We start from the raw sequence: 26,992 nt of genomic DNA on the forward strand, positions 1-26,992 counted from the left end.
AACTAAGTTCGCGAGGCCGTCATGGAAACCGTCAACATCCACGAAGCCAAGACCCATCTTTCGAGGCTGATCGCCAAGGCGGTCAACGGCGAGCCGTTCATCATTGCCAAGGCGGGCAAACCCCTCGTGCAGGTAAGCGCCATCGCGCCAGTCGAGCCGCCCAAGCGCAAGTTCGGCTTCCTCAAGGGCCAGTTCACAACTCCCGAGAACTTCAAGGACTTTGGCCGTGAAGAGATCGAAGAGATGTTCTATGGCAACCCCGATAAGTTCTCAGATCGTAAATCTGCGCTGAAAAAGAAACGCAAATGAGCCGTGTTCTTCCAGACACCCACCTCCTCTTGTGGATAGCAGAGGATTCGATCCGGATGCCCGCAGAGGCGGCGGCAGTGCTGAAGGATGAAGAGAATGAGATCTTCTTCAGCGTTGCGTCCATCTGGGAAGTCTCCATCAAAGCGGCCCTCAACAAACCGGGTTACCTTGCCGATCCTTCAGCGCTCCGCAGAGGCCTGCTCGGCATTGGCTTTCGGGAACTCCTCATCACTAGCGCACATGTCATCGCTGTCGCCAAACTCCCCCATCATCACCGCGACCCCTTCGACCGTCTGCTTGTTGCTCAGGCACGCACCGAAGGCCTCACGCTAATGACCACGGACAAGACGCTCGCCCGCTATGGCGCCAGCGTTCGCCGCTTCCGCTAGGCGCCTCCATCCTTGCTTGCGATAGCATTCTCTCCGTTGCAACTCAGGTACCTCGCATGTCCGCCACCCGTCGCCAGTTCCTCGCCTCTGCCGCCGCCCTCGCGGCCACACCGCGTCTCCTCGCCCAGGCCGCGACCGCGGCCGATCCCCTCCGCCCGCGCTATCACCTCATGCCCGCGCATGCCTGGATGAACGATCCCAACGGCCCCATCTACTGGGCAGGGAAGTACCACCTCTTCTTCCAGGTCAACGCTCGCGGCGGAGCCGACTGGGGCGACATCAGCTGGGCGCACGCTGTCAGCCCGGATATGGTCCACTGGACGCTGCTCGCCAACGTCCTCGAGCCCGCTGGCACCGGCTCGGCAGTGGCCGCTGGGCCCGGCGATCCGGACTCCTACGGCGTCTTTTCCGGGTCGGCCATTGCCGACGGCGACCGAGCTCTCTTCTTCTACACCGCCGTCTCCAAGTCCCCCGAAGACCTCAAGACCATCTCCGATCCCGGCACCAGCCTGCGTGAGCAGCAGGTCGTCGCTATCTCTCGCGGCGACCTGACCACCTTCACCCGCCAGCACAAGCCGCTGCTGCCCAGCCCGCCCGCCGAGCTTCAACCCATCGCCGGCTTCCGCGATCCCACCGTATGGCGCGAAGGCAGCGTGTGGTGGATGGCCGTCGGCTCCGGTACCAAAGACAAAGCGGGCGTCGTGCTGCTCTACAAGGCCACAAAGCCCACCGGCGACGACGCCGACTGGACCTACGTCGGCCCGCTCTACACCGCGCCTGGCAACGGAAAGCAGACGCCCGACACCGTTGGCGCTGGCACCATGTTCGAATGCCCCGACTTCTTCGCGCTCGATGGACACCACGTGCTGCTCTACTCCACCGAAGGCAAGGTCTACTGGCTCACGGGCACGCTCGACAAGGCGACGATGCGTTTCACTCCAGGCAAGCGCGGCCTGCTCGACTCCGGAGCGTTCTATGCTCCGAAGAGCTTCGAAGGCCCGCACGGCGAGAGGGTTCTCTGGGGCTGGATCCCCGAGCGTCGACCCAAGGAGGAGTACATCGCCGCTGGCTGGTCCGGCGTCATGTCACTGCCGCGTGTGCTGCACGTGGACGCGGACGGCAACCTCACCATGCGCGTCGCTCCACAGGTGGAGCAGCTTGCCGGCAGGATGAAGCCCATCGGCAGCGGCGCAACCGTCCCCGGCCTGCAGACAAAGATCGAAGCGAAGCTGCACGATGGTGGTGCACTCACGCTGCGCATGGGCGAAATCGATGCGCTGAAGATCACGTGCCAAGGCAACACGCTGCACGTCGAAGACAGGGCCATCGAGCTCTCGCGTCCCGATGCCACGCTCATCCTCTACGTGGATGCGTCGGTCATCGAGATCTTCGTCGGCGACCTTGCAGCCCACACAGCACGGGTCTATCCCAGGCTGACGCCCGGTGCCTCCCTGCGGGTCACGCTCACCAGCGGCGAGGGCCGCATGGCGATCATGCAAGCGGCGGAACCGCGAGTTGCCGTAGCATCGAAGAGATGAGTTCCGCGACCGAAGCCGCCGAAACCAAAACCATGTATCTCGCCGAGATCCTCGCGCACCACCGTGCCGATGTCGCCGAGCGCAAGGCTAACGCCGATATCGCTGCGCTGCAGCGTGATGCAGCAGCCCATACGCCGCGCGGCTTCGCGAAGGCCCTTCGTGCCAAGGCCGCGAGTGAAGGTATCGGCGTCATCGCGGAGTTGAAGAAAGCTTCACCCTCCAAGGGCCTCATCCGCGCAGACTTTCATCCTGCGGCCCTCGCGAAGGAATTGGAATCTGCCGGAGCTGCCGTCCTCAGCGTCCTCACCGACGAAAAGTTCTTCCAGGGCTCGCTCGAAAACCTCCGTCTCGCCTCTGCCGCCGTCAAGATCCCATGCCTGCGCAAGGACTTCATGGTCGACGAGTTCCAGGTGCTCGAAGCCCGCGCGAATTGCGCCGATGCGATCCTCCTCATCGTCGCCGCCCTCACCGATGCCGAACTGCTCACCCTTCGCGAAGCCGCCCGCCGCTACGGCCTCGACACCTTGTGCGAGGTGCACGACGCCGAAGAGCTCGAGCGCGCGAAGGCCCTCGGCTGCGAGTGCATCGGTGTGAACAGCCGCGACCTGCGCACCTTTGAGGTCTCCATGGATCGCATGTGCGAGCTCGGCCAGCACATCCCCGCCAACGTCGTTCGCGTCGCCGAGTCCGGCATCCGCACCCGCGCCGACGTCGACCGCCTCATCGCCTCCGGTTACGAAGCGTTCCTCATCGGCGAGTCGCTGATGCGCAACGAACATCCTGGGGAAGGACTCAAACAGCTTCTAGCTTCTAGCTTCTAACTTCTAACTTCAATCGCATCTCGCATATGTTCCTCAAAATCTGCGCCAACACGAACCTCGAAGACGCCGCTCTCGCGGCTGAACTCGGCGCGAGCGCTGTCGGCTTTGTCTTCGCGCCCAGCAAGCGCATCGTCACCGTAGAGCAGGTCGCCGCCATTACGCCGCACCTGCCTGCCACCGTCGAGAAGGTTGGAGTCTTCACCACCACCGATCCCGGCGAGATCGTGGACGCCGCCAAGCGCGCGGGTCTCACGATGGTGCAACTGCACAGCGCCTTCGACCCGCAGCTCCTCGAAGCCATCACCACACGCACCGAGGGCAAACTCACGCTGCTTCAGGTCATCGACGTTGCTGCGGACACCACACCCGAGGAGCTGCGCCTCAAACTTCATGCAGCGCTCACGCATCCCTGCGTCGCAGCCGCGCTACTCGACGCCTCGCATGGCGGCGCCTCTGGCGGAACCGGCAAGACCTTCGACTGGGACGCCACCGCAGCCCTCGTGCGCAAGGTGCAGACGCAGACCGGTGGCCAGGTCCTCATCGCGGGCGGGCTCAACCCGCACAACGTGGCAGAAGCCATCCATACCTTCGCCCCGTGGGGCGTGGACGTGGCCAGCGGAGTGGAATCCTCTCCCGGTGCCAAGGACCCCGTCAAGCTGCGTGAGTTCCTTGTGAATGCGCGCCACGCGAAGCAGGTTCGCAGCGCGTCGTAAAGCCCGCGTCGTAAACTTGAAGCTGTGATGATTGATATCGACCGGGCTTCCGGTGCGGCCAGCGCTGTGACGCGCCGCGCAACGTTTATCCGCCATGGCGAGAGCATGGCCAACATCGGGCAATGGGACGGCGGCTTCGCGGAGATTCCGCTGACCAACGTCGGCGAGAGGCAGTCCGAGATCCTCGCGGACAAGTGGGCCTTCACGCCGGACCTCATCGTCGTCTCGCCCTACCTGCGCACGCAGCAGACAGCCGCGCCGACGATCGCGCGCTTTCCCGGCGTTCCCGTCGAAACCTGGCCCATCCACGAGTTCACCTTCTGGGATCCGGCCTATTGGGACGCTGGTCCGGACGACACCTTCGAGATGGTGGAACGCTTCTGGCGCAAGGCCGATCCCGACTATCGCCACGCCAAGGAGACGGAAACCTTCCGCGATCTTCTTGGCCGCACCGAGGCTGCTCTTGCAACGCTTGCGGAGCGACCTGAAGAGCGCGTGTTGCTCTTCACGCACGGACACTTCATGCAGGCGCTGCGGCACACGTTGTTCTATCCCGAGTGGACGCCACACGAGAAGATGGCGAACTTCCGCGCCTACGACGATGTGCACCGCGTCCGGAACACCGAGACGATGAACGTCGAGCTCACGAACGGCGAATGGCGGCTCCTCAAGTCCTAATGGCCAGGACAGAAGGAAGCCGCCACTCAGTCGAACTCATCAAGCACTTCGAGCGCAAAGCGCCTTAGTGTTGGTCTTTAGCGCTGGTACGGATCGCCATAGTGTTCGCGCTTCTTGATCTCATGGTGGCGATGCGCTTTATTCAGCGCGAGGCCAGCGCCTGCGCCAGCACCAGCACCGACGAGCGCGCCCACCGGGCCGCCCACCTTCGCACCGACAACCGCGCCGCCCACGGCGCCGCCGGCCACAAACTTGGCCTTGGTGTGGTGCCGGGCATCGTGCCGATGCGTCTGCGCAACGGCGTCTTCGTGGGACTCCTGCGCGTTCATGGTCATGGGAAGCGCCAGCGTGGCCGAAGCCACAGCCAAAGCAAGAGCACGCTTTGCAGCAAGAGAAATCGTCGGAATTGTCATCGGAGTACTCTCCTTGTCGCGGCCCGGGCCTTCGCCTTGCTGGACGTCTCATCATTCCAAGGCGTCTCGTGATAAAGCCGCAACAATCAGGTCCGATGCCTCGCATCCGCGCACCAGATGCACCAAATACACTTATTTCGCGGGCAACCTCTTGCCGTCTTTCATGGCGCGGGTGTAGGCTGTTCCCAATGTGCAAGGTGTTCAGCCCGTTTTTCTTTCCGTTCCGCTACTGGCCTCCGGTAGCGGCCGCGGCGGTCTGAACCTGCGCTGACAAGTTCTCAGCAAAGATTCTGTATCAAGCCCCCGAGCCGCGACCTCCCAAAGGTTGCGGCTTTTGCTTTGTGCGCTACGTGACGTTGAACGAACGAATGAACCGGGGCTTTCGCCCCTGAGGTCCCGAGGAAACAATGAGCATCGCCCAGCTCACCAGTCCGGTCTCTCTCCCCTCCGCCAGCACGCCCGGCCGCTTCGGCATCTATGGCGGCCGCTACGTCCCCGAGACGCTCATGGCCGCGCTGCAGGAGCTTGAGCAGGCCTACGCCGTCGCCCAGGCCGATCCCGCCTTCCACACCGAGCTCGATGGCCTGCTCAAGGACTACGTCGGCCGTCCCACACCGCTCTACTACGCCAAGCGTCTGTCTGAATCCTTGGGTGGGGCGAAGATCTACCTCAAGCGCGAAGACCTGCTCCACACCGGCGCGCACAAGATCAACAACGCGCTTGGGCAGGCTCTGCTCGCGCGCCGCATGGGCAAGCAGCGCATAATCGCCGAGACCGGCGCAGGCCAGCACGGCGTCGCGACAGCGACGGTCTGCGCGCTGTTTGGGCTGGAATGCGTCGTCTACATGGGTGAGGAAGACATGCGCCGCCAGGAGCCCAACGTCTACCGCATGCGCCTGCTGGGCGCGGAGGTGCGCGGCGTCAACTCCGGCTCCGCCACCCTCAAGGACGCCATCAACGAGGCCATGCGCGACTGGGTCACCAACGTCCGCTCGACCTTCTACATCCTTGGCTCCGCGCTGGGCTCGCATCCGTATCCGACGATGGTGCGCGACTTCCATCGCGTCATCTCGAAGGAGTCCAAGCGCCAGATCATGGAGCATGAAGGCCGCCTTCCCGATGCCATCGTCGCCTGCGTCGGCGGCGGCTCGAATGCCATCGGAGCGTTCTACGAGTACATCCCCGACAAGAACGTGCAGCTCATCGGCGTCGAAGCGGGTGGCCGCGGGACGGCACTCGGAGAACATGCGGCGCGCTTCCAGAAGAATGGCGGCGGCGTACCCGGCGTGCTGCAGGGCACGTTCTCCTACGTGCTGCAGGACGACGCCGGCCAGATCGCCGCAACCCACTCCGTCTCAGCGGGCCTTGACTACGCCAGCGTCGGCCCCGAGCACGCCATGCTGCACGACTCCGGCCGCGCCACCTACACCAGCGCCACCGACCACGAAGCCCTCGAAGCGGTAAAGGTACTCAGCCGCACCGAAGGCATTATCCCCGCGCTTGAATCCGCGCATGCCGTAGCAGAAGCCATGAAGCTCGCACCGAAGATGGGCAAGGACAAGATCCTCATGGTCAACGTCTCGGGTCGTGGCGATAAGGACATCGGCATTCTGCGTAGTGAGATGAGTTTGGAAGGAGCGCAGAAATGACGACCCCGATGCGCCTTGAGATCGACGAGGGCACCATGGATCTGTTGGTTTGGAATGTCGCGAACGAAGTGCTCAATGGTTTTGAAGTGATTGATTTCGAGAGCACCATTGGGATATCCAAGGACGACTTCAAATCGATTGTTGTCTCTCTCCGTGGCCTTTCCAAAGAAGCAAGGATAATGCTCGATTTGAAAGAGGTTCGTCTCTTTCGCAATGCTCTCGCCGTCGTTCTCGAGGAACTTGGAATCGAAGAGTTCGATACGAGAACTGGCCATTCTTTCGAGGAAGGCAATGCAATACTCGGCCAGCTGAACCTTTTCATCGACACCCAAGTGGAGGGGCGGGCCTAAATGCCTATCACGTTCTCCAACAAACCCGGCCTCGTCATCTACCTCACCGCCGGCGATCCCGACCTCGCCACCACGCGCGACATGGCCATCGCCGCCATCGACAACGGCGCCGACGTCATCGAGCTCGGCGTGCCCTTCAGCGACCCCCTCGCCGATGGCCCTGTGATCCAACGCGCGTCCGAGCGTGCCGTCGCACGAGGCACACGCCTCACCGACGTCCTCGGCATCTGCAAAGAGATCCGCGCCGCCCGTCCCAACGCCGGCCTCATCCTCTTCAGCTATCTCAATCCTGTATTGCAGTTCGCTAAAGTCCAGCAGAAAATCGCTGGGGAAATCGACGCCAGAGCCGAAGGAGAAGCTAAGTACGTCCGGGTCATTAGTCCTTCAGGCATGTATGCGCACGTAAAACTTCGGATCGAGCCGAATGCCGAAGGTATGGGGCTGGACTTCAGTGTTGCTCCTGATTTTGCCACAGGATTTGATGCACTCAGCTCTGATCCGCGCATCAGCCCGATAAGCGCCGAATATATTCCAGAGATCGAAGCTGCTGTACGAGACGCCGCTCGCGATGGCATGACTGCTGGACACGAGAGGGTCGATATCAGAGTCGTGTTGACGGGTGGTTCAAGTCACGAGATTGAGTCGAGTCCAACCGCTTTTCGTGCTGCGGCCTCGATGGCGTTCACGGAGGCAGCTCAAAAGGCCAATCCTGTAGTCCGCATAGGCATGGACGCATTCGCGAAGGCCGCGAAAGAAGCCGGAGCCGATGGCGTGCTACTCACTGACATGATCGTCGAGGAAGCCGCCGACTATCTCCGCGTGATGCACGAGCACGGCCTCGCGCCCGTCTTCCTCGCCGCGCCCACCTCGCCCGACGCTCGCCTCAAAGCCATCGCCGAAAACTCCGGGGGCTTCGTCTACGCCATCTCCCGCACCGGCATCACGGGCACGCAGCAGGAGCTCGCCGTCGGGGCCAAGGAGTTAGTCCAGCGCATCAAGCAATTCACCACACTGCCCGTCGCGCTCGGCTTCGGCGTCTCCACGCCTGAGCACGTGAAGACCGTAGGCGAGTTCGCCGACGCAGCCGTCATCGGCTCGGCCATCGTCGCGCTCATCGAGAAGACGCTCGCAGCCGAAGCTCCTGCGGCAGTCGGAGCATTCGTCGCCAGTCTAAGAGGAGGCGTCGCGTGAGCTTCGATGGGCTGGGACAAACGGTTCCGGGACTCGAGACCCTCTGGCAGTGGTTCGGCTATTGGCCATCCTTTCATGATGCCGAGGTCACGGAGCTTTGTCTTAAGAGGGAAGTCGAGTCGGAGGTGCGGGTTCACGCATTCGAGATGACGAGCGAAGTTACATCGTCCGGTCACTATCGAACGGTGAAGCACGCGACGGTGATCTTTAAACTTGAGGATGTTACGGGTTCGGAATTGAACGGCTTCAATCACCAGAATGTGCTCGCGGGCCTCGATGTTGAGGTGGCAAGCGACGGCGTGAAGCTCATGCTGGAACACTGTTACGGACTCAACGGCTTCATCTCGGCAAAGCGCATGCGCGTAGCAATTGAACCCGGAATTCCGCCGGGAAGCGTCTACGCCAGGAGCCAGGCTCAAGGAGATTCGTCCGCATGAACACTGCGCGAAACTTCTATCATCGACCCACAGAGACAACTTTCGCGCGTCGCAGGGCGCGCCATCACATCGGGAGCCGCGAAGGCTCCGAGGCAGGGGACGGCATGGAGATCGCAGACTGGCGTAACAAGATCGATGAACTGGACGAGCAGATCGTGGCCCTGCTCTGCGAACGAGCCGCTGCCGCCATCGAGATCGGCAAGCTCAAGGCACAGGCCGCATCGCCCGTCTACGAGCCCAAGCGCGAACAGGTCGTCTATGACCGCGCCCGCGCCAAGGCCGCCAGCCGCCAGCCCGAGTCGCTCTCCGGCACGCAGATCCAGGACATCTATGAACGCATCATGGACGTCATGCGTTCGCTGCAGAAGCCTGCGGATACAGCCCAGGCCGGCGAAGACAAGCGGCACCCGCAGCAGCCTTACATTCCCCGGCAGAACCAACGCTAGGTCACGCTCCGCCGTGACAGACAAGCTTGAAGAAAAGGACAAAGCAATGATCGTCGCAATGCAGGACCAGGCAACGGATGAACAGATCACAACCGTAATTGAGCGCATGGTGGAGCTTGGCTTCAACGTGCACCGCACCACAGGCGAAGCGCAAACCATCCTCGCGGGCGTCGGCACCCCCGCCCACTTCGAGGTCACCGAGTTCCAGGTGCTGCCCGGCGTGCACCAGGCCTACCGCATCAGCTCGCCCTACAAGCTCGCGGGCCGCGGCTTCCGCCCGGAAGGCACCCGCATCACCTTCCCCAACGGCGTCGTCGTCGGTGGCGAAGAGGTCGTCGTCATGTCCGGCCCCTGCTCGGTGGAGTCGCGCGATCAGATCCGCCTCAGCGCGAAGCAGGTTGCCGCCGCGGGCTGCCAGTTCCTTCGTGGCGGAGCCTACAAGCCCCGCAGCTCACCCTACAGCTTCCAGGGCATGGGCCTCGAAGGCCTCAAGATCATGCGCGAGGCCGCCGATGAATACGGCCTTCTCGTCATCACCGAGGTCATGGAGATCTCGCAGATCGAGCCCATGCTCGAGTACATCGACTGCTTCCAGGTCGGCGCGCGCAACATGCAGAACTTCAACCTGCTGCGTGAGCTTGGCAACGTGCGCAAGCCCGTGCTGATGAAGCGCGGCATCGCCGCCACCATCGAGGAGGTCCTGCTCTCCGCCGAGTACATCCTCTCCGGCGGCAACTACGACCTCATGCTCTGCGAGCGCGGCATCCGCACCTTCGAGACCTACACCCGCAACACGTATGACATCTCCGCGATCCCCGTGCTCAAGAAGCTCACGCATCTTCCCGTACTCGGCGACCCTTCGCACGGCGTGGGCAAGCGAGAGTTCGTCCCCGCCATGGCGCTCGCTTCCGTTGCCGCCGGAGCCGACGGCCTGCTGATGGAGATGCACCCCAACCCCGACAAGGCCATGAGCGATGGCGCACAGTCCTTGTTCCCCGAGCAGCTGAACCAGCTCATGGCGAAGCTGCATCAGCTCGCGCCGGTGGTCGATCGCAAGCTCGCTCCTGCTGTCGTTCCGGCGCACGCGTAAGTGCCGCAAAGGCCACGGCCGCAGACAAGCTTCGTCTGCGGCCGTTTGCAGGCGGTACCTGCGTGATCGTCGCTAGAGCTTCAGTCCAGCCTTCTGCAGCATCAGCAGGAACTGCCTCTGCGTGCGGCCGTCCATGCCAACCGCTGCCAGCTTGCCTTCGCGGGTGAAGACGTAAGTTCTGGGAAGGCTGTTGACGTGGTATCGGTCCTCGGTCTTGCGGCCCGGATCATAGATCACGTTGATGTGGTTGAACGATCCATGCAGCAGGTTGAAGACCTTCATCTCGTCTTCGTCCGTCACCGAAAGCACGACCAGTCCCTGCGACGCATAATGTTCCGCGATCACGTCAAGATTTGGCAGCTCGACGCGGCAAGGAGGGCACCACGTCGCCCAGAAGTTCAGCAGCACGATCTTGCCGCGCAGCTCGCTCATCGTCCACTTCTTGCCCTTGCCATCCTTCAACGTGAAGTCAGCCTTCGCAACATCGTCATCCTCATGCTCAAGCCCCTTCATCGCCGCGTCGTACTGAGTGTCCTGCGTAGCCGGGCCGCCTACGTGCATGCCTTCGTAGCGCGCCAGCTCGGCGAGCTCGTGATACGGCTCCGCCGGCTTTCCTGGCGCGGACTCAGGGACGGGCGCCTCCGCGAGCGCAGAGCTCAGTGCATCGGTGACGGCCTGCAGGTTGTCATGCCCGGGGTCGCCCTCCGTCGAGAGGTGCGCCAGCCCCACGGCCAGCGAGAGTTTCGGCTTGCCCGCAGGAAGTGCCGCGATCTCCCGAGCGATGGCGCCCGTCCGAGGCCCGCGTTCGGCCTCTGGCAACGCGCGCAGTCCACGGATCTCCTTGGTAATCGAGTCGGGCGTAGCCTGCGCTCCGGCAATCATCGCGGCGGAGCTCAGCAGGGCAGCAGTTAGCAGTGCAACTTTCATCGTGAACCCCTCTGCAGTTGGTTGTACGGCGGGTATCACGCTACCACAGCACGCACCCAGGACCTAACGCCTGCTTGCTAAGATCGAAGGAACGAACACCGTGTCGAGACCGTCCACCTTGCGTCGCATCGTCGTCAAACTCGGAACCAACGTCATCATGCGGCCCGATGGCCGCGTGGCCCTGGGACTTCTCTGCGGCCTTGTCGAACAGATGGCCGCCCTTCGCGCCGATGGCCTCGAGGTCCTCGTCGTCAGCTCCGGCGCAGTAGGCCTCGGCATGGATCGCCTCGGCATCCATACACGGCCCAACAACGTGGCGCAGGTGCAGGCATGCGCGGCCATTGGCCAGTCGCGGCTGATGGCGCTCTACGACAGTGTCTTTGACCGCCTCAGCTGCCCCATCGCGCAGGTTCTCCTCACCGAGGATGACTTCCGCGATCCCGCGCGTCACGCCAACCTTCGCGCCACGCTCGACGCTCTGCTCACCATGGGCGTCATCCCCATCGTCAACGAGAACGACACCGTCTCGACGATGGAACTCGACCGCCCCGCCGAAGGCGCCAACAAGCCGGAACGAATCTTTGGCGACAACGACAAGCTCTCCGCGCTGCTGGTCAAGCACATTGGCGCGGACCTTCTCGTGCTGCTCTCCGACGTCGATGGCCTTTACGATCGCAACCCCGAGGCTGAGGACGCGAAGCTCATCGAGCACGTCGATGTCATCGACGACTCCGTGCTGGCGCTCGCCGTGGGCGGCAACGGTCGCGGCCGAGGCGGGATGATCTCCAAGCTGGAGAGCGCGCGCATTGTGCTGCGCGCGGGCAAGCAGGTGGTCATCGCCAACGGCCGCACGCCCGGCGTGCTGGACAAGATCGTCGCAGGCCAGAATATCGGCACTCGCTTCGCGGCGCTGCCTCTTGGCGCGTTCGAAGGAGACCAGTGGTGAGCGCCGCTGCGAAAGACGCAACACGCGCCGAGGGTACGCACGTGACCACGCGCTCCATGGCAGAGGCCGCCAAGCGTGCCTCGCGTGGGCTCGCGCCGCTCAGCGAAGATCGTCGCAACGCTGCGCTGGAAGCGATGGCGAATGCGCTTGAGGCCCATGCCGCGGAGCTTCTTGCTGCAAGCGCCGAAGACGTACTCGCCGCCGAGCACGCGACCGAGAAGCTTCCCGCTGCAACCCTCTCGCGCCTCAAGCTCAACGCAACCAAGCTCGCCGAGATGGTGGCGCAGGTGCGCTCCGTCGCGGCGTTGCCGGACCCTCTCGGCCGCACCCTCGACGCCATCGAGCTCGACGACCAGGATCCCTCCACAACTTCGGGTGCCCCGGGTCCCTCGCATCTGGGGAACCGGGATCAGCCTGCCACAAACGCAGGCCTTCATCTCACCAAGCTCTCCGTCCCCCTCGGCGTGCTGGCGGTTATCTTCGAAGCCCGTCCCGACGCCGTCACCCAGATTGCGTCGCTCGCGATCAAGAGCGGCAACGCAGTCCTGCTCAAGCCCGGCAAAGAGGTGGAGCGCACGGCTGCGGCAATCGTCCACGTGCTGCGCGAAGCGCTTGCAAGCGTCGATCTTCCCGCGGATTCCGTCGCCCTCGTCGTCGGGCGCGAGCGCACCAACGAACTGCTCACGATGCACGACCTCATCGACCTCGCCATCCCCCGCGGCTCCAAGCAGCTCGTCGATTACGTGATGGCCAACTCGCGTATTCCCGTGCTCGGCCACAGCGAAGGCATCTGCCATATCTACGTCGATCGCGCCGCCAACGAAGAGCTCGCCATGCGCGTCATCGAAGACGCCAAGAGCGACTACCCGGCTGCCTGCAACGCCGTCGAGACCGTCCTCGTGCATCGCGAGATCGCCACCGAGTTCCTGCCGAAGCTCGCCGAGCACCTTCGCGCACGGGGCATCACCCTGCACGGCGATGCCATCACGCAGCAGATCCTGCGTGGCATGGAGATCCTGCCTGTCCACGACTGGCACACCGAGTATGGCGAACTGGAGCTCTCGCTCGGCATCGTCAGCTCGCTCGATGCGGCCATCGACCACATCCACACGCATGGCTCGTCGCACACGGAGAGCATTCTCACCGAAGACCCCATTGCCGCCGAGCGCTTCCTGCGCGAGGTCGATGCCGCAGGCGTCTTCCACAACGCGTCCACAAGATTCGCAGATGGTTTCCGCTACGGCTTCGGCGCCGAGGTGGGCATCAGTACGTCGAAGTTCCACGCCCGCGGCCCGGTCGGCCTCGAAGGCCTCACCACCTACAAATACGTCCTTCGCGGCGCAGGCCACACCGCTGGCGACTACCGCGGAGCGGACGGACGAAGCTTCACCCATCGTCGTAAGCTGTAGACGCGATGGCAACCCGCGTCCTCATCCTCGGCAATGGCCTCATCGGCGCATCCATCGGACTCGCGCTGAAGAACCTCGCCTCGTTCGAAGGAGAGGTGATCGGTTGGGATGCGAACCCCGCGGAGTCCGCAAAGGCCCTTGAGATCGGCGCACTCGATCGCGTGCTTGCCGCGAGCGACGAGGCCTTCGCGCCCTACTCCGCCGACATCTACGTCCTCGCGACGCCTGTGCTTCCCATCCTCGACTGGCTCAAGCGACTCGCGCCTGTGCTTCACGAAGGCCAGCTTGTGACCGACGTTGGCAGCACCAAAGCCGAGATCTGCGCGCTCGCAGACAAGCTCTACAACGGGCCCGGCCACGCAGCATTTCTCCCCGGTCATCCCATGGCAGGCAAGGAGTCCGGCGGAGCCGCCCTCGCCGAAGCTTCGCTCTTCCAGAGAGCGACCTGGCTCTTCACTCCCATCGCAGAGCCGACCCCCATCGAAGCTGAATGGCGTGCCCTCGTCACCGCCTTCGGCGCCAACGTCCGCGACATCGACCCCGAGCAGCACGACGAGGTCTGCGCCTGGGTCTCGCATCTCCCGCAGATGCTCTCCACCGCTCTTGCCGCGCTGTTGGTCGATACCTTCGCCTCCGACCCAGCCGGCATGGCCGCCGTCGAGGCCATCGGGGGCCGCGCCCTGCGCGAGACCACTCGTCTTGGCGCCAGCCCCTACAGCATGTGGCGCGACATTGCCATGACCAACACCGACAACATCGCCGCCACGCTCCTCGCGCTTGAACAGCGCCTCCAGCATCTGCGCGAGAACCTCCGCACGCCCGAGCTGCGCGAGGAGTTCTCTACAGCAAATCGGTTTCGGGCGAAGAGCTAGCGGATCTCCCCACGCAGCACCCGGAACGCCGATCATCGAGCTTCGTACTTGGTGCCAAACCGCCTACTCAGGTAGCATCGAATCATCTGGAGGATTTGCATGGGGCACGAGGCCGACAAGAAGCTTTGGATCGACAAGTACTGGATGTTTCTGCTGATTGCGTTTGGTGTCAGCTGCGTTCTCGGCATCATCTTCTTCCAGCCGCACTTCTAGTGCGGACGCTGCAGCCCGGGATCTCCCCGGGCGCAGTCAGGGCTCGTAGGGTACGGGGTAGTGATGGACGCCAGTAAGCAGCTCATCTCCACACAGAAGAACGTTCTCGGTCAGCCGCTGGAGTCATGCGGTTCCGATCCGTTGACGGGCTTCTATCGCGATGGCTGCTGCAACACCGGTGCCGCCGACGTGGGCATGCACACTGTGTGCTGCGTGGTGACGCAGGAGTTTCTGGAAGCCTCCGCGCGCCTGGGCAACGATCTCCTCACACCCATGCCGCAGTTCGGTTTCCCTGGCCTCAAGCCTGGCGATCGCTGGTGCGTCTGTGCGGCACGGTGGCTGCAGGTGCAGCGCGCCGGCGCGGCCTGCCCAGTCGTGCTGGAAGCGACTCACGAAGCGACCCTCGAGGTCGTCCCGTTCGAAATCCTGCTGCAGTTCGCGGTGATCCCCAAGACCTTGCAGTAGCCCGATCACCAGCAGCAAACCGCATAAAACTTGCGATAACCATCCTCTGCCTGCCTCTCAACCGGCCTGGAGCAGTTAGACTCGCGTCGCTTGTAACTCCCATTCGGTCAAACAGGGGCCCAGCCCCTTGCATCGAGACCAGGTGTGCCATTGCAACCGCCTCGAAGCTGCCTTGTAGCACGATCAAATGTCAGTCAATCGACAGCGCTGCCCGTGACGTTCTTTCTTGACACGGCGTTGACGCCTCGGCGATGCTCTTAAGTAATAACTACATCGATATTCCTGCCGAAGGCGAACTTCCGACTTCGGCAGTGGTGTTTTTCGGCCTTCGCCTTTGTTTCACTACGCCAGCATGACAGGAGTCTCTCCAAATATGTCTCTTTCCTTCACAAAACGACTGCGCGCGGTTCTTCCGACGCTGACATTGGCAGCTGCTGCCACGTTCGCCGGGCACGCCCAGACCTCCGGTAACGGCAACATCGTCGGTACAGTCACGGATCCGTCGGGCGCCGTCGTCCCCAATGCCACCGTGAGCGTCAAGAACCTCGACACCGGTGTCACCCGCAGCCTGACCACTGATTCGGCCGGCATCTACTCGGCGAACTTTCTGATTCCCGGCCGCTATGAGGTCATCATCGCCGCTCCGTCGTTCGGGACCCTCGACCGCAAGAACCTGCAGCTCACCGTCGGTCAGATCCTGACCATCGACGCGAAGCTGAACACCAGCTCCGTCGCCACCTCGGTCGACGTCAGCTCCGATACCCCGATCCTCGATACCGAGAAGACCGAAGTCTCGCAGACCTTCGATCCCCAGCTGCTCGCGAATCTCCCCGTCGCGACCCGCAACTGGAGCGCGTTCGTGCTTAACACGCCCAACGTGGTGCAGGATGGCGGCACCGGCCTGGTCAGCTTCCACGGCATCTCCGGCCTCTACAACCAGAACTACGTCGACGGTTCGAACAACAACCAGATGCTGTTCTCCGAGGCCCGTGGCCGTTCGTCGGGCGCACAGTACGTGTACTCCATCGACTCCATCAAGGAGTTCCAGGCTGAGACCTCGAACTACTCCGTCGAGTTCGGCCAGGCCGCTGGCGGCCAGGTCAACGCCATCACCAAGTCCGGCACCAACGCCATCCATGGTGACGCGTTCTACAAGCTGCGCTACCCGGACATGAACGCCCTCGATCCGTACAGCAAGTATCAGGCGCTGCATAACGGAGGCAATGCCTTCCTGCTTACGCAGCCGGTTCACCAGCAGCAGCAGTTTGGCGGCTCGGTCGGCGGTCCCATCATGAAGGATCGTCTCTTCTACTTCTTCACTTATGACGGTTTCCGTCGCGCCGGTCGCGTGCTGTACACGGACTCGAACACCATCTCCCTGACACCATCCGGGACGACGACTTCGACCACCACCATCACGCCGACCCAGTGCCCCACGACGCTGACCGCAACACAGTGCACCAACGCGATCAGCTTCCTGCAGACGACTTCCACCGCCGCTCCGGGACGCTTCCTGAAGGAGAATCTCTTCTTCCCGCGTCTCGACTGGCACATCAATAATCGCAACGACGCTTTCGTCGACTTCAACTTCGTCGACTACGATTCCACCTACGGCTACAGCTCGGCGAATACCTTCTCCAACAGCTCGCCTTCGACCAACGCGCCCACCAGCTACCACGAGCGCTTCCTCGTCGGCGGCCTGACGACGCAGCTCGGTAAGGCTTCGGTCAACCAAGTGCACTGGCAGTGGGGGCGCGATCTCGAGACCGCTGGCGCCAACGCGCCCGGACCTTCGGTCGGTATGGGTGTCGATACCTACGGCATGCCCAACGCTCTGCCACGTATTGCGGAGCCTGACGAAAAGCGCATCCAGCTCACCGATGTCTTCACGACCACGAAGGGGCACCACACCTTCAAGTTCGGCGGCGACGTCAACATCGTTCACGAGGTCATGATCAACCTGTTCCAGGGCGGTGGTATTTACTCCTATTCCGGTTCGACCTCGCTCCAGAACTTCCAGTCGTGGTCGCAGGATGCCTTCGCTGGTCAGACCGGCAATACCGATCCGTTCCAGGGCTACCACTACACCTCGTTCGTACAGACGGTCGATCTGGTGAATACGGCTGCCGGCACCCAGGGTAAGGACGACTTCTGGATGAAGATGTTCGACGGCTTCGCCGAGGACACCTGGAAGCTTCGCCCCAACTTCACTCTTACCGCGGGTATCCGGTACGACATCCAGGTCACCCCGCCTCCGTCGCTGGTGAACAATCTCTTCCCACCTATCTCCAGCTACTACACGCAGACCATCAAGAACACCAACCGCATTCAACCGCGTGTTGGTTTCAGCTGGCAGCCCTTCACCGGCAGCGTCGTTCGCGGCGGCTACGGTATCTTCTCGGCACTCAACCAGGGTTCCACGTACTATGCGGATCGCGTCGAAAACGGCGTGGTTCAGCTGAACTACAACTACTCCGGTTGCGGCCCGACCAGCGGCACCACCACCAGCTCCTGCGCTACGGTCCCGACGGCAGGCACCCGCCTTGCCTTCCCGAACCTTCCGTTCACCCCGACCGGCCCGTCGATCTCCGGCTCGCTGCACCCCACCGGTGGTACCACTCCTTCAGTGACCGCGTTGACGGCAGCACCGGCTTACAGCTTCCACGGCCTCGATCCCAACTTCGCTCCGCCGTACACGCACGAGGCTGATCTCTCCGTCGAGCAGCAGCTCCCCTGGAAGATGTCTCTGCAGGTTGGCTATGTTGGCACGCGCGGCATGCGCCTTCCCGTCTTCATCGATTCCAACCTGGTTGGTCAGACCCCGCACGGCATCCGCACCTACGACGTCCTGAACGCCAGCAACACGGTGATCCAGACGCTGACGGTTCCGGTATACCTGCCGTCCGACCGCCGCAATACCTCGCTGGCCAGCTTCAACACCGGCTTCTCGGTCGCGAATACCTGGTACAACTCGCTGGCTGCGACGGTCCGCCGTCCCTTCGCCAACGGCCTTGAGTACATCCTGAACTACACCTGGGCTCATGCAAGCGACACCAGCGCGGTTGCTGGTTCCAGCGGCACCTTCTACGGTGGCGATACTCCGCTCGACCCGAACTGCATCCGTTGCGAGAACGGCCTGTCCGATACGGACATCCGCAATCGCTTCACACTCACCCTCGTCTACCAGCCCCACCTCTTCGAGTCGAACAAGATTGTGAAGCAGGTGGTGGACGGATTCACCTTTGCCGGGTCCGAGATCGCTTCTGGGGGCCAGCCCATCTTCGCTTCCATGAGCGGCACGGTATACGCGGGCTCGACGAACTCAACCAGCTATGGCGACGACGGTGGCATCTATGGTGGCGCGATCAGCTCGGGTTCGGGAACGCCGACCACGGGCCGTCCTCCCCAGATCGGCCGCAACTCCCAGATCGGACCGGGCTTCAACGACTTCGACTTCAGCGTGAAGCGTAACTTCCCGATCTACAAGGAGATGTATCTGCAGTTCTCTGCGGACGCCTTCAATCTGCTGAACCACAAGATTGTCACGTCCGTAAACGGCACCTACTCGCAGTACGCGACGTCTTCGACCTCGGCCACCTCGGCCTGCTCGACGGCTGCGGGTACTACAACTGCGGCCACGGTTCCGACCGGCTCCGTCCTGCAGGGCTGCATCTCGCCCTACTCCGGCACCGGCCTCTCGGCCTTCGGCGCAGCTTCGGCTACCAACAGCGGTCTCTACACGGCCCGCCAGATGGAGTTCTCCGCGAAGCTGTTCTTCTAACCCTTACCCACCAACACAATGGCCCGGACGAGCAATCGTCCGGGCCATTGTGCGTTTGGCAGAGTTGGCTATCGCTGCATGCAAGAAGGAACGATTCAGGTGTGAGCTCGGCTGGCAGCCCCAACACCCAACAACTCACAACGAACAACCGAGAACGAACAACCCGCCTCTACGTATTCCGCCCATTCAGCACCTGCCGAGCTTCGCTCAGTGTCACCTTCACGCTCAGCTTTTGCCGGCCGCGGAACACCGTCAGCGTCACCACATCGCCAGCCCTGTGCGAGTTCATCGCCGCCGAAAGGTCCTGTGGCGTCTCGATGGCCTGGCCGTCAAATCCCACGATGAGGTCCCCGCCCAGCATCACCACCGTATTGCCCATCAGGGCACGCTGCATGCCTCCGCGCAGGCCCGCGGCTTCGGCTGCCCCGCCCGGCAGCACGCGTTCGATCAGGATGCCATTGTCCGCCGGCAGGCCAATCTGCTCCGCGATGTCCGGACCGATCGGCAGCGTCACGATATCCAGCGACGGCCTGCGAGCGCGGCCATACTTGGCGAAGTCTTCCAGCACCGCCTTCGCGGTGGACATGGGAATCGCAAACCCGATGCCGGCCGACTGCTCCGCGCCACCGTTGGGGTTGGAGGCGATCATCGTCGTCACGCCAATCACCTCACCGCGAGAGTTCAGCAGCGGCCCACCGGAGTTGCCAGGGTTCACACTGGCGTCCGTCTGGATCGCGTCTTCGATCTTGTTGCCCGAAGGCATCGCCACCGAGCGGATCGCCGAGATGATGCCGCTGGTCATCGTGCCGTTGAACCCAAACGGGTTGCCAATGGCATACACCTTCTGCCCCACCATCAGGTTCTTGGAGTCCGCCAGCACCGCCGGCTGCAGGTCCGGCACGCCCTTGATCTGCAGCAGCGCCAGGTCATGGTTGGAGTCCACACCCACCACGGCAGCCTTGTACTTCTTCTTGTTGGAGAGCGTGACCTCCACGGTCTGTGCTCCCTCGATGACGTGGTTGTTCGTCAGGATGTGGCCATCCTTGTCGATGATGAAGCCCGAGCCCTGGCCCTCCTCCGGCACGGGCCGCAGGAAGAAGTCGCAGCACGCCACCTGCACGCTGGTGATGTTCACCACCGAGGGCATGCCGCGCTTATACACCGCGATGTTCTGTTGCTCTTCGCTGTCGAACTCCGGCGCGGCTGCCGCTTCGGTCAGCGAAAAGCTGCCCAGCGGGCCGCTCAACGCATTGGTCACCGTGGCATTGGTACTCAGCGCGCCATGATGCACCAGGCTGGCCAGCGCTCCACTGGGCCACAGCCGCGTGGAGAGGTAGTAAAAGACGCTCAGGATGACGAGTACAAGCAGAACAGGGCGAAGCTTCATCGGGGAGGGTTCCTCACGCTCGCCCACGCCGGAGATCCGAACGCAGGCTGCGCACGCTACAAATTGTAGAGGAGCACCCCTCCCGCTGCCCCCCAGCCTACCTCCGGGACCTGCCCCGGAGCCTAGAGCCGTTAGACTGTAGGTGTGAATCTCAGGGCCGAAGGCCCGCAGGGTCGTAGCCTAGGCCGAAGGCCTAGGTAAGGTGCCAGCGATAGACCGAGGGCTGAAAGCCCGCCATATCGACCTCATGCACACGATCAGGAAATCCGCCCTGGTTGTCAGCCACCCCGCTCCATCTCCAGCAGCTTCTGCTTGCGCTCCTTGCCCCACCGATACCCCGTCAGAGCCCCGGAGGCCCCCACGACACGGTGACAAGGCACCACCACCGCCAGCGGATTCGCTCCGCAGGCAGTCCCCACAGCCCGAATCGCCTTTGGTGCTCCAATGGCCTCAGCCACTTGCGCATAGGTGCGGGTCTCTCCACGAGGGATCGCGAGCAGCGCGCTCCATACCCTCTGCTGAAACGCCGTCGCCCGCACGTGGAATGGGAGCATCACCGCGCTGGGGCTCTCCGTCAGCCGCGAGAGCGCAAAGGTCAACGCCTGCTGCAACGCGGCATCGTCCCGAATCAGCTCAGCCTTCGGCAGCCGCCCGCGCAGGTCTGCAAGGGCCGCTACATCGTCGTCGGCGAACAACACGGCACACAGGCCCTTATCGGTCGCTGCCACCAGCACACGACCCAGCGAAGATTCCGGTGACTGCGCCGATCCTGACGCTGCGCCCAGCGCATAGCGCACCATCTCGCCCTGGCCGCCGGCCTTCATCGCCGTCGGGCTCATACCCAGTGTGGCGTTAGCAGATTCATACACCCGGCTCGACGAGCCAAACCCCGCTTCATAGACAGCCTCGGTCACGCTGCGCTGCCCGCCCTGCAGCGTGCCTCGCAGCAGCTCGCGCCGCTGCTGTCGCGCATACTCTGCGGGCGTAACTCCCAGCACGCGCTGGAAGCTCCGCAGCAGCGCGAAGCGGCTCAGTCCCACCGCGGATGCCAGCTCCTCCAGTGGGACTGCCTCTCCGTTCTTTTCCGCCAACAAACGCGCCGCGCGCCGCACCTCCGCGGCATGCGGATCGCCCTTCGCCGCCACGCGCGTAGGCTCGCAGCGCTGGCAGGCGCGGAAACCCGCGGCCTCGGCCTCTGCAGTCGTTGTATAGAAGCGCACGTTCTCCTTCAACGGCCGTCGGCTGGGGCAAGTCGGCCGGCAGAAGATGCCCGTCGACGTCACGGCATACACGAAGCTGCCATCGGCGCTCGCATCCCGCGCCAGCACCTGTTGCCAGGCGTGAGTCTCGTCGATGGGCCTGTGCGAAAAATCGGTCATGGTTGCGGGTATCGTCATCGGAGCGGGGAAGAGAATTGCAGTTGCCATGAACAGTATCCTGCGCCATGGTGATGCCACGCCACACTCCGCACCTTGCACGCAAACTCCTCATGATCTGCCGTTCGCCCCCGGATATACTGCGGGCACGCAGTTCGGCCCTGCTCCCTGGCAATCCAGCACTCCGGCGAACCCTCGCCCTTGAGGTAATCCCTTGCGACTTCTCATTGCCCTCGCCCTTGGTATCCTCTGCCTCTCGCCAGTTACATCCCAAGCGGAGGACGCGCGCCTGAAGGGTGGTTACACCTTCAGGCACGATGGTTGGACCTATGTGCACCTCGAAGGCACGCCTGGGCAGATCGGCTTTCAGCACGGCTATCTGCTCACGCCGCAGATCGAAGACAACGTGAAGGTCTACCAGGTCGAGGCGCCGCATGCCTATGAGCGGGACTGGGCCTTCTTCCGCGAGGCCGGTCGCACCCAGCTCTGGGAGAACCTCGACCCCGAGTACAAGGAGGAGCTGAAGGGCATCGCAGCAGGCCTCAAGGCGCATGGCTCCAGCCTCGACCTCTGGGATGTCGTCGCCCTCAACGGTGTGCTCGAGATCGGCGATTACTACATCCCCACGCTCAACAAGAAAGAGAACAGGCCCAACCCTCCCGCTGCGTCAGCGCCCGGTAAGTGCAGCGCCTTCATCGCCACGGGCTCCGCCACGAAGGACGGTAAGATCGTCATCGCCCACTCCAACTGGTCCAGCTACGCCGAAGGCGAGCGCTGGACGATGATGTTCGACATCCAGCCGCAGCACGGCTATCGCATCCTCATGGATGGCCTTCCCGGTGTCATCACCAGCCAGGACGACTTTGGCGTCAACGCCTCCGGCATCATGATGACTGAGACGACGCTGCCCATGGCCGCCGGCTTCGACAAGAACGGCGTCGCCGAGTTCGATCGCTCGCGCAAGGCACTGCAGTACGCCAGCAGCATCGATGACTACGCCGCGATCATGCGCAAGGGAAACAACGGCGGCTATGCCAACTCATGGCTCGTGGGCGACCGCAAGACCGGCGAGATTGCCTATCTCGAGCTTGGCCTCAGGCACACGCCGCTCACGCGCCGCAAGGATGGTTACTTCGTCAGCTCCAACTTCGCAGCCGATCCTGACTTGATTCGCGACGACACGCCGGGCTTCAACCCCAACGATCTCAGCAGCAGCATGAATGCCCGCCGCGTTACGGGCGAGCAGTTCATGAAGACGCACTACGGCAAGCTCGATGCACAGCTCGCCGAAGCTTTTCTGTCCGATCACTACGACAGCTACGAGAAGAAGATTGACATCGGCAAGCGGAGCTTGTGCGGGCATGAGGAGCTCTCGGCCGAAGGTGAGAAGGTGTGGGGCAATCCGCCCTATTCTCCCTCGGGTGCAGTAACAGGCGAAGTCATGGACGACACCATGGCCGCCAACATGAGCATGATCGTCCGTGCGGGACATCCCTGTGGCGATAACTTTCTCGCCGAGCCCTTTTTCAAAGCGCATCCTGAGTTCGCCTGGCAAAAGCCCATTCTGCATGACATGAAGGCTGGCCCATGGTCGCAATTCTCCATCAACGCGAAAGTGCCCTCAGCCAATGCCGACTAACATTGCCGCATAGCTTGAAAATAAATTCGAGCGTTTCTGTGGAACTGGTTGTGGGATTCATCCGTAAAAAGACATATTCAATTGACTAACGTGTGACGGGCACCGAGGTCTAAGCAGGAGCAACGAGCCTCCAGGAAACGGTGCCGGTCTACCTATGAATGTCTCGACGTGCTTTGTGCGCGCGCTGATGCTGTGCGCCCTCTCATGCCCAGTCTCGTCGGCTGCCTTCGCGCAGACGGCAAAACCCACTGCCGTTACTACTTCGAAGCTGCCTGTACTCTCCGGCGACGTGCTGGATGCAACCGGTGCTGCGATTCCCGGCGCCGCCGTGCATCTGCACTCCGACCAGGCCGACGCCGATGCCGTCTCCGATAACATCGGCCACTTTACCGTCTCGCTCGCTCCCGGCACTTACACTCTCACCGCGGAGTTCAATGGTTTTCGCACATTGCATCGCAGTAACGTGGTGATCGTCGCGGGCCACAACAGCGCACTTACCCTCAAGCTTCTCGCTGCCTCGGACCAGGAGATCGAGGTCGATGCCTCGCAGGCTGCCGACACATCCTCCTCCGCCAACCGCTCCGCGCTCGTCTTCAAGAACGAGCAGCTCGACACCTTCTCGGACGATCCCAATGTGATGGAGCAGCAGCTCGAATCGCTGAGCGGCGGCGATCCCAGCAATCCTCCGCAGCTCTATGTCGATGGCTTCTCCGGCGGTCAGATGCCGTCGAAGGATGAGATTCGCGAAGTACGCATCAATCAGAACCCCTTCTCCGCGGTCTATGACCAGTTCGGTTCGGGACGCATCGAGATCCTCACCAAGCCCGGCGCCAACAAGCTGCATGGCAACCTCGATACGCAGTGGGGCGACTCCGCCCTGAACGCGCGCAACCCATACATCGTTGGCACGTTGCCTGCTTATGACAGCCAGAACATCTATGGCTCACTCACAGGACCCGTCAACAAGACGACATCCTTCTTCGCCAACGTGCTCGTCGAGAACACGAACAGCAACGCCAGCGTCAACGCGAAGAGTGTCGATCCCGCAACCCTGCTGCCGGTTCAGATCACACAGGCCGTTCCGACGCAGAGCCATTGGCAGAGCTATCGCGGACGCATCGATCATCAGTTCGGCAAGACCGATACCTTCATCGGCCAGTACCGCTTCAATAACTCCACCGCAGAGAACTCCGGCGTTGGCCAGTTGGTGCTGGCCGAGGCAGGCAGCAACAGCGTCACGCACCGGCAGATTGTGCAGCTCTCGGACACGCACATCTTCAACGCAAAGGTCATCCTCGACTCCGGCCTGCAGTACATCCGCACTGTGCTCACGCAGGCCCCCGTGTCCACCGCGCCCAGCGTCACCGTGCAGGGCGCCTTCACCGGCGGCGGAGCGCAGTCACAGCAGTCGCGCGATCACCAGGATCAATGGGAGCTGCAGGAGTACTTCTCCATCTCCGAGGGCAAGCACTTCATCCGCACCGGTATGCGCTTCCGCGCCAACCGCGACGCCAACTTCTCGCGCTCGAACTACAACGGCCAGTTCACCTTTCCGGACCTCACCACGTATACAAATGCCCTCGCAGCACTCGGCTCCGGTAGCACCGTCACGAATCTTCCTGCGAACGCCCGCCCCACGCTCTTCCAGTACGCAACGGGCACGGCCGCTGCGGAACTCACCACCGCCGACTTCGGCTTCTACGCCGAAGATGAGTGGAAGGCCACCAAAAACCTCACGCTGAACTACGGCGTTCGCTTCGAGTCGCAGACCGCAATCCCCGATCACTTCGATCCCGCGCCGCGACTCGGCTTCGCCTATGCCTACACCCGGCCCAAGGCCAAGGCTCCGCTCTTCGTCGTGCGTGGCGGCTTCGGCCTCTTCTACACGCGCTTCCCGTCGGGCAACCTGCTAACGGCGCAGCGCCAGAACGGCGTCTCGCAGCTCAGCTATAACCTCTCCGCGGCAAGCTCCACAGACACCAGCCCGGTCAGCTTCTACTTCACGAGTCTTGCCGCCGGCGCCAGCGCGGGCGCGCTCAACTCACTCACCGCGAGCACCTCAACGCCCTACCGCATCGCACCCAATCTCACCTCGCCCGTCACCTACCAGGGTATGATCTCCGGCGAGCACGCCTTCGGCAAGTACGGCAACATCAACGTCGGCTACTATCGCCGCCGCAGCATTCATCAGTTCGATTCCGAGAACGTCAACGCTCCCATGCCTGTCACCGGCCTGCGCCCCATGGGCGGTACGCAGAACATCTACCAGTACTCCTCCGACGGCATCTCCGATGGCCATTCCTTCGGGATCAATGGCAACCTGAACATCGGCTCCAGGCTGAATGCCTGGGGCTTCTACGGCATCGGCAGCCAGACCAGCACCACCGGCAGTTTTTCGAGCTCCAGCTTCGTCTCCAACTCGTATAACATCCGCCAGGACGAAGGCCCGATCACCGGCTATTCACCACATCAGCTCTATACCGGTTTCAACGCCAAACCCGGCTTAGGCTTCAACGTCAATATGTTCCTCGCGGTGCGTTCGCGGTCCTACTTCAACATCACCACCGGCTCGGATAACAACGGCGACACCATCTATAACGATCGCCCCTCGTTCGCTACCAGCGCCACGCCTGCCGCCTCGCTGCGCCAGACACCATGGGGCAACTTCGACATCACCCCACAGGCCGGCGAGACGATCATCCCCTTCAACTACGCTCGTGCCCCTGGAGTCGTCTACACGGAGTCCAGCATCTCGCGCGACTTCCGCTTCGGCCCTCGCCCTGCCGGAAAGCCCGACAAGGATGGCAAGCCCGCCAGGCCCGGCGACGCGAAATATCGCCTCCGCTTTGGCGCGGAGTTCGACAACCTCTTCAACCACGTCAATCGCGCCGCGCCCATCGGCGTGCTGACCTCGCCTTACGTCGGCCAGTCCATCGCTATCGGGAGCAACTTCGGCGGCAACGCCTCGGCCAACCGCTCCATCGTGCTGCACGCCGGCTTCAACTTCTAGCGACTTGCGGGAAAGGTCGTCTGCGACGAGAGAACCGGCTCAGTCGTCGCAGGCAACTTCGGAGGCAGCGGAACCTTCCGCCCCTCCGAGTCGATCTCGTTGGACTCGACGTAGAAGTGCTTCAGGTCAGCGCGGCCGAAGCTGGTCGTAATCGCCACATCGGCAGCGTCGCGACCCACCGCCATCAGCACCCGGCCCAGCCGCGGCTCGTTGTGGCGAGCATCCATATCCCACCACCGGCCATCCAGCCAGATCTGGTACCACGCGCTGAAGTCCCCAGGCGACGAGTATGGTGCGCGAATGTCGCCCAGCTGCCCCGTCACGTAGCGTGCAGGAATGTTCATCGCCCGCGTCAGCGTGATGGCCAGGTGCTGGAAGTCGCGGCACACACCGATGCGCTCGCTGAAGACATCGGCTGCCGTCTTCGTCGGCCGCGCCGCACCGTAGTTGAAGGTCACCTTGGCGTGCACCCAGTCGCGGATGGCGGCCGCCAGCGCCCAGCCCGTCCCCATGTGCCCGAACAGGTCCTGCGCGATCGCGCCGAACTGATCCACCTGGCAATAGCGGCTCGCCAGCAGAAACTGCAGCGTCTCGGAGGGGAGCTGCTCCACCGGCGTCTGAGATAGTCCGTACCCTTGTGGGTCTCGCGTCTCGCTCGCGTTCAGGATGTGCCGCCCCGCCAGCCGGATGGCTCCTGCCGGCGCAAGGAAACGTGTGCAGCGATTGCCGAAGCAGTCCAGATACTCCAGCACCGGGAGCTCGCGCACGCCGTCGCCCCCGTCGGAAGGCCCAATATGCTCCACCCGGATCAGGTCCTCGGTGACGAGCTGGGGCTCGATGGATGGATGGACGTGCAGCATCGCGACCATCGCAATGGGCTGCGGAAGATGAAACTGGATGTCGAACTCGGACTCAATCAGCAAGAAAAGTACCCCTGCGCTTA

At 62.8% G+C, this 26,992-nt stretch carries 24 protein-coding genes; 19 read left to right on the forward strand and 5 right to left on the reverse strand.

Features of this window, described 5'->3' with window-relative positions; translation table 11 throughout:
- Positions 1-21 precede the first annotated feature (21 nt).
- The 6 genes from C4S68_RS14785 to C4S68_RS14810 are packed head-to-tail and all read left to right on the forward strand — an operon-like array spanning position 22 to position 4,448.
- On the forward strand, positions 22-309 hold the full coding sequence (locus C4S68_RS14785; RefSeq protein ID WP_103933858.1) for a type II toxin-antitoxin system Phd/YefM family antitoxin: 288 nt from the start codon (positions 22-24) through the stop codon (positions 307-309).
- Positions 306-698: a type II toxin-antitoxin system VapC family toxin gene (locus C4S68_RS14790; protein WP_103933859.1), complete on the forward strand. Its 393-nt coding sequence runs from the start codon at positions 306-308 to the stop codon at positions 696-698. The genes C4S68_RS14785 and C4S68_RS14790 overlap by 4 nt, the downstream gene beginning before the upstream one ends.
- A gap of 56 nt (positions 699-754) precedes the next feature.
- Positions 755-2,236, forward strand: coding sequence for a glycoside hydrolase family 32 protein (locus C4S68_RS14795; RefSeq protein ID WP_103933860.1), 1,482 nt, complete (start codon positions 755-757; stop codon positions 2,234-2,236).
- Entirely contained in the window at positions 2,233-3,057 is an 825-nt protein-coding gene (trpC, locus tag C4S68_RS14800) for an indole-3-glycerol phosphate synthase TrpC (RefSeq protein WP_103933861.1), read from the forward strand. The genes C4S68_RS14795 and trpC overlap by 4 nt, the downstream gene beginning before the upstream one ends.
- A 26-nt stretch (positions 3,058-3,083) precedes the next feature.
- Positions 3,084-3,770: a phosphoribosylanthranilate isomerase gene (locus tag C4S68_RS14805; RefSeq protein ID WP_103933862.1), complete on the forward strand. Its 687-nt coding sequence runs from the start codon at positions 3,084-3,086 to the stop codon at positions 3,768-3,770.
- Between the two features lie 27 nt (positions 3,771-3,797).
- Positions 3,798-4,448 (forward strand): histidine phosphatase family protein, encoded by a 651-nt coding sequence (locus C4S68_RS14810; protein ID WP_103933863.1) that lies wholly within the window; start codon positions 3,798-3,800, stop codon positions 4,446-4,448.
- A 77-nt stretch (positions 4,449-4,525) separates the two neighbouring features.
- On the opposite strand, the gene C4S68_RS23235 is transcribed toward C4S68_RS14810, so the two are convergent.
- Positions 4,526-4,861, reverse strand: coding sequence for a hypothetical protein (locus tag C4S68_RS23235; protein WP_160115170.1), 336 nt, complete (start codon positions 4,859-4,861; stop codon positions 4,526-4,528).
- A 407-nt stretch (positions 4,862-5,268) separates the two neighbouring features.
- Between C4S68_RS23235 and trpB the strand changes: the two genes are divergently transcribed.
- The 6 genes from trpB to aroF are packed head-to-tail and all read left to right on the forward strand — an operon-like array spanning position 5,269 to position 10,024.
- Positions 5,269-6,510 carry a tryptophan synthase subunit beta gene (gene trpB / locus C4S68_RS14820; protein ID WP_103933865.1) on the forward strand — a complete coding sequence of 414 codons (1,242 nt, stop codon included), beginning with the start codon at positions 5,269-5,271 and terminating at the stop codon, positions 6,508-6,510.
- Positions 6,507-6,860, forward strand: coding sequence for a hypothetical protein (locus C4S68_RS14825; protein WP_103933866.1), 354 nt, complete (start codon positions 6,507-6,509; stop codon positions 6,858-6,860). The genes trpB and C4S68_RS14825 overlap by 4 nt, the downstream gene beginning before the upstream one ends.
- Entirely contained in the window at positions 6,861-8,051 is a 1,191-nt protein-coding gene (gene trpA, locus C4S68_RS23970) for a tryptophan synthase subunit alpha (RefSeq protein ID WP_407641111.1), read from the forward strand.
- Entirely contained in the window at positions 8,048-8,488 is a 441-nt protein-coding gene (locus C4S68_RS14840; protein WP_160115171.1) for an Imm50 family immunity protein, read from the forward strand. The genes trpA and C4S68_RS14840 overlap by 4 nt, the downstream gene beginning before the upstream one ends.
- Entirely contained in the window at positions 8,485-8,934 is a 450-nt protein-coding gene (locus C4S68_RS14845) for a chorismate mutase (protein WP_327333701.1), read from the forward strand. The genes C4S68_RS14840 and C4S68_RS14845 overlap by 4 nt, the downstream gene beginning before the upstream one ends.
- 46 nt (positions 8,935-8,980) lie before the next feature.
- Positions 8,981-10,024, forward strand: a complete 1,044-nt coding sequence (gene aroF / locus C4S68_RS14850; protein WP_103933868.1) for a 3-deoxy-7-phosphoheptulonate synthase — start codon at positions 8,981-8,983, stop codon at positions 10,022-10,024.
- Between the two features lie 72 nt (positions 10,025-10,096).
- Here the strand turns inward: aroF and C4S68_RS14855 are convergent, their stop codons facing one another.
- Positions 10,097-10,951, reverse strand: coding sequence for a TlpA family protein disulfide reductase (locus C4S68_RS14855; RefSeq protein ID WP_103933869.1), 855 nt, complete (start codon positions 10,949-10,951; stop codon positions 10,097-10,099).
- Between the two features lie 100 nt (positions 10,952-11,051).
- Here C4S68_RS14855 and proB point away from each other — a divergent pair, with 100 nt between their 5' ends.
- The 5 genes from proB to C4S68_RS14880 all read left to right on the forward strand — a co-directional run bounded on the left by proB (position 11,052) and on the right by C4S68_RS14880 (position 18,637).
- Positions 11,052-11,897, forward strand: coding sequence for a glutamate 5-kinase (gene proB, locus C4S68_RS14860; protein WP_235011617.1), 846 nt, complete (start codon positions 11,052-11,054; stop codon positions 11,895-11,897).
- On the forward strand, positions 11,894-13,306 hold the full coding sequence (locus tag C4S68_RS14865; RefSeq protein WP_235011618.1) for a glutamate-5-semialdehyde dehydrogenase: 1,413 nt from the start codon (positions 11,894-11,896) through the stop codon (positions 13,304-13,306). Before proB ends, C4S68_RS14865 begins: the two co-directional genes overlap by 4 nt.
- A 5-nt stretch (positions 13,307-13,311) precedes the next feature.
- Entirely contained in the window at positions 13,312-14,178 is an 867-nt protein-coding gene (locus C4S68_RS14870; protein ID WP_103933871.1) for a prephenate dehydrogenase, read from the forward strand.
- 276 nt (positions 14,179-14,454) lie between these two features.
- The gene (locus C4S68_RS14875) at positions 14,455-14,856 is read left to right on the forward strand and encodes a DUF2237 family protein (RefSeq protein ID WP_103933872.1); all 402 of its coding nucleotides are present in this window, start codon (positions 14,455-14,457) and stop codon (positions 14,854-14,856) included.
- A 373-nt stretch (positions 14,857-15,229) separates the two neighbouring features.
- Positions 15,230-18,637: a TonB-dependent receptor gene (locus C4S68_RS14880; protein WP_160115172.1), complete on the forward strand. Its 3,408-nt coding sequence runs from the start codon at positions 15,230-15,232 to the stop codon at positions 18,635-18,637.
- 169 nt (positions 18,638-18,806) lie between these two features.
- On the opposite strand, the gene C4S68_RS14885 is transcribed toward C4S68_RS14880, so the two are convergent.
- Complete coding sequence (locus C4S68_RS14885; RefSeq protein WP_103933874.1) at positions 18,807-20,024, reverse strand: S1C family serine protease; 1,218 nt, start codon at positions 20,022-20,024, stop codon at positions 18,807-18,809.
- A 278-nt stretch (positions 20,025-20,302) separates the two neighbouring features.
- Positions 20,303-21,451 carry a bifunctional DNA-binding transcriptional regulator/O6-methylguanine-DNA methyltransferase Ada gene (gene ada, locus C4S68_RS14890; RefSeq protein WP_327333706.1) on the reverse strand — a complete coding sequence of 383 codons (1,149 nt, stop codon included), beginning with the start codon at positions 21,449-21,451 and terminating at the stop codon, positions 20,303-20,305.
- A 163-nt stretch (positions 21,452-21,614) separates the two neighbouring features.
- Between ada and C4S68_RS14895 the strand changes: the two genes are divergently transcribed.
- Together C4S68_RS14895 and C4S68_RS14900 are read left to right on the forward strand one after the other, a co-directional pair.
- Positions 21,615-23,039, forward strand: coding sequence for a C45 family autoproteolytic acyltransferase/hydolase (locus C4S68_RS14895; RefSeq protein WP_103933875.1), 1,425 nt, complete (start codon positions 21,615-21,617; stop codon positions 23,037-23,039).
- A gap of 154 nt (positions 23,040-23,193) precedes the next feature.
- Positions 23,194-26,049 (forward strand): TonB-dependent receptor, encoded by a 2,856-nt coding sequence (locus C4S68_RS14900; RefSeq protein ID WP_103933876.1) that lies wholly within the window; start codon positions 23,194-23,196, stop codon positions 26,047-26,049.
- On the opposite strand, the gene C4S68_RS14905 is transcribed toward C4S68_RS14900, so the two are convergent.
- The gene (locus C4S68_RS14905; RefSeq protein ID WP_200821564.1) at positions 26,046-26,972 is read right to left on the reverse strand and encodes a transglutaminase-like domain-containing protein; all 927 of its coding nucleotides are present in this window, start codon (positions 26,970-26,972) and stop codon (positions 26,046-26,048) included. The genes C4S68_RS14900 and C4S68_RS14905 overlap by 4 nt on opposite strands.
- Between the last annotated feature and the right edge of the window lie 20 nt (positions 26,973-26,992).

The organism is Bryocella elongata (assembly GCF_900108185.1).
Lineage (GTDB): Bacteria > Acidobacteriota > Terriglobia > Terriglobales > Acidobacteriaceae > Granulicella > Granulicella elongata.

Excerpts from the sequence above, each read along its gene's own strand:
- C4S68_RS14785 (WP_103933858.1), top strand. The coding sequence starts at position 22 with ATGGAAACCGTCAACATCCACGAAGCCAAGACCCATCTTTCGAGGCTG.
- C4S68_RS14790 (WP_103933859.1), top strand. The coding sequence starts at position 306 with ATGAGCCGTGTTCTTCCAGACACCCACCTCCTCTTGTGGATAGCAGAG.
- C4S68_RS14795 (WP_103933860.1), top strand. The coding sequence starts at position 755 with ATGTCCGCCACCCGTCGCCAGTTCCTCGCCTCTGCCGCCGCCCTCGCG.
- trpC (WP_103933861.1), top strand. The coding sequence starts at position 2,233 with ATGAGTTCCGCGACCGAAGCCGCCGAAACCAAAACCATGTATCTCGCC.
- C4S68_RS14805 (WP_103933862.1), top strand. The coding sequence starts at position 3,084 with ATGTTCCTCAAAATCTGCGCCAACACGAACCTCGAAGACGCCGCTCTC.
- C4S68_RS14810 (WP_103933863.1), top strand. The coding sequence starts at position 3,798 with ATGATTGATATCGACCGGGCTTCCGGTGCGGCCAGCGCTGTGACGCGC.
- C4S68_RS23235 (WP_160115170.1), bottom strand. The coding sequence starts at position 4,861 with ATGACAATTCCGACGATTTCTCTTGCTGCAAAGCGTGCTCTTGCTTTG.
- trpB (WP_103933865.1), top strand. The coding sequence starts at position 5,269 with ATGAGCATCGCCCAGCTCACCAGTCCGGTCTCTCTCCCCTCCGCCAGC.
- C4S68_RS14825 (WP_103933866.1), top strand. The coding sequence starts at position 6,507 with ATGACGACCCCGATGCGCCTTGAGATCGACGAGGGCACCATGGATCTG.
- trpA (WP_407641111.1), top strand. The coding sequence starts at position 6,861 with ATGCCTATCACGTTCTCCAACAAACCCGGCCTCGTCATCTACCTCACC.
- C4S68_RS14845 (WP_327333701.1), top strand. The coding sequence starts at position 8,485 with ATGAACACTGCGCGAAACTTCTATCATCGACCCACAGAGACAACTTTC.
- aroF (WP_103933868.1), top strand. The coding sequence starts at position 8,981 with ATGATCGTCGCAATGCAGGACCAGGCAACGGATGAACAGATCACAACC.
- C4S68_RS14855 (WP_103933869.1), bottom strand. The coding sequence starts at position 10,951 with ATGAAAGTTGCACTGCTAACTGCTGCCCTGCTGAGCTCCGCCGCGATG.
- C4S68_RS14870 (WP_103933871.1), top strand. The coding sequence starts at position 13,312 with ATGGCAACCCGCGTCCTCATCCTCGGCAATGGCCTCATCGGCGCATCC.
- C4S68_RS14875 (WP_103933872.1), top strand. The coding sequence starts at position 14,455 with ATGGACGCCAGTAAGCAGCTCATCTCCACACAGAAGAACGTTCTCGGT.
- C4S68_RS14880 (WP_160115172.1), top strand. The coding sequence starts at position 15,230 with ATGTCTCTTTCCTTCACAAAACGACTGCGCGCGGTTCTTCCGACGCTG.
- C4S68_RS14885 (WP_103933874.1), bottom strand. The coding sequence starts at position 20,024 with ATGAAGCTTCGCCCTGTTCTGCTTGTACTCGTCATCCTGAGCGTCTTT.
- ada (WP_327333706.1), bottom strand. The coding sequence starts at position 21,451 with ATGGCAACTGCAATTCTCTTCCCCGCTCCGATGACGATACCCGCAACC.
- C4S68_RS14900 (WP_103933876.1), top strand. The coding sequence starts at position 23,194 with ATGAATGTCTCGACGTGCTTTGTGCGCGCGCTGATGCTGTGCGCCCTC.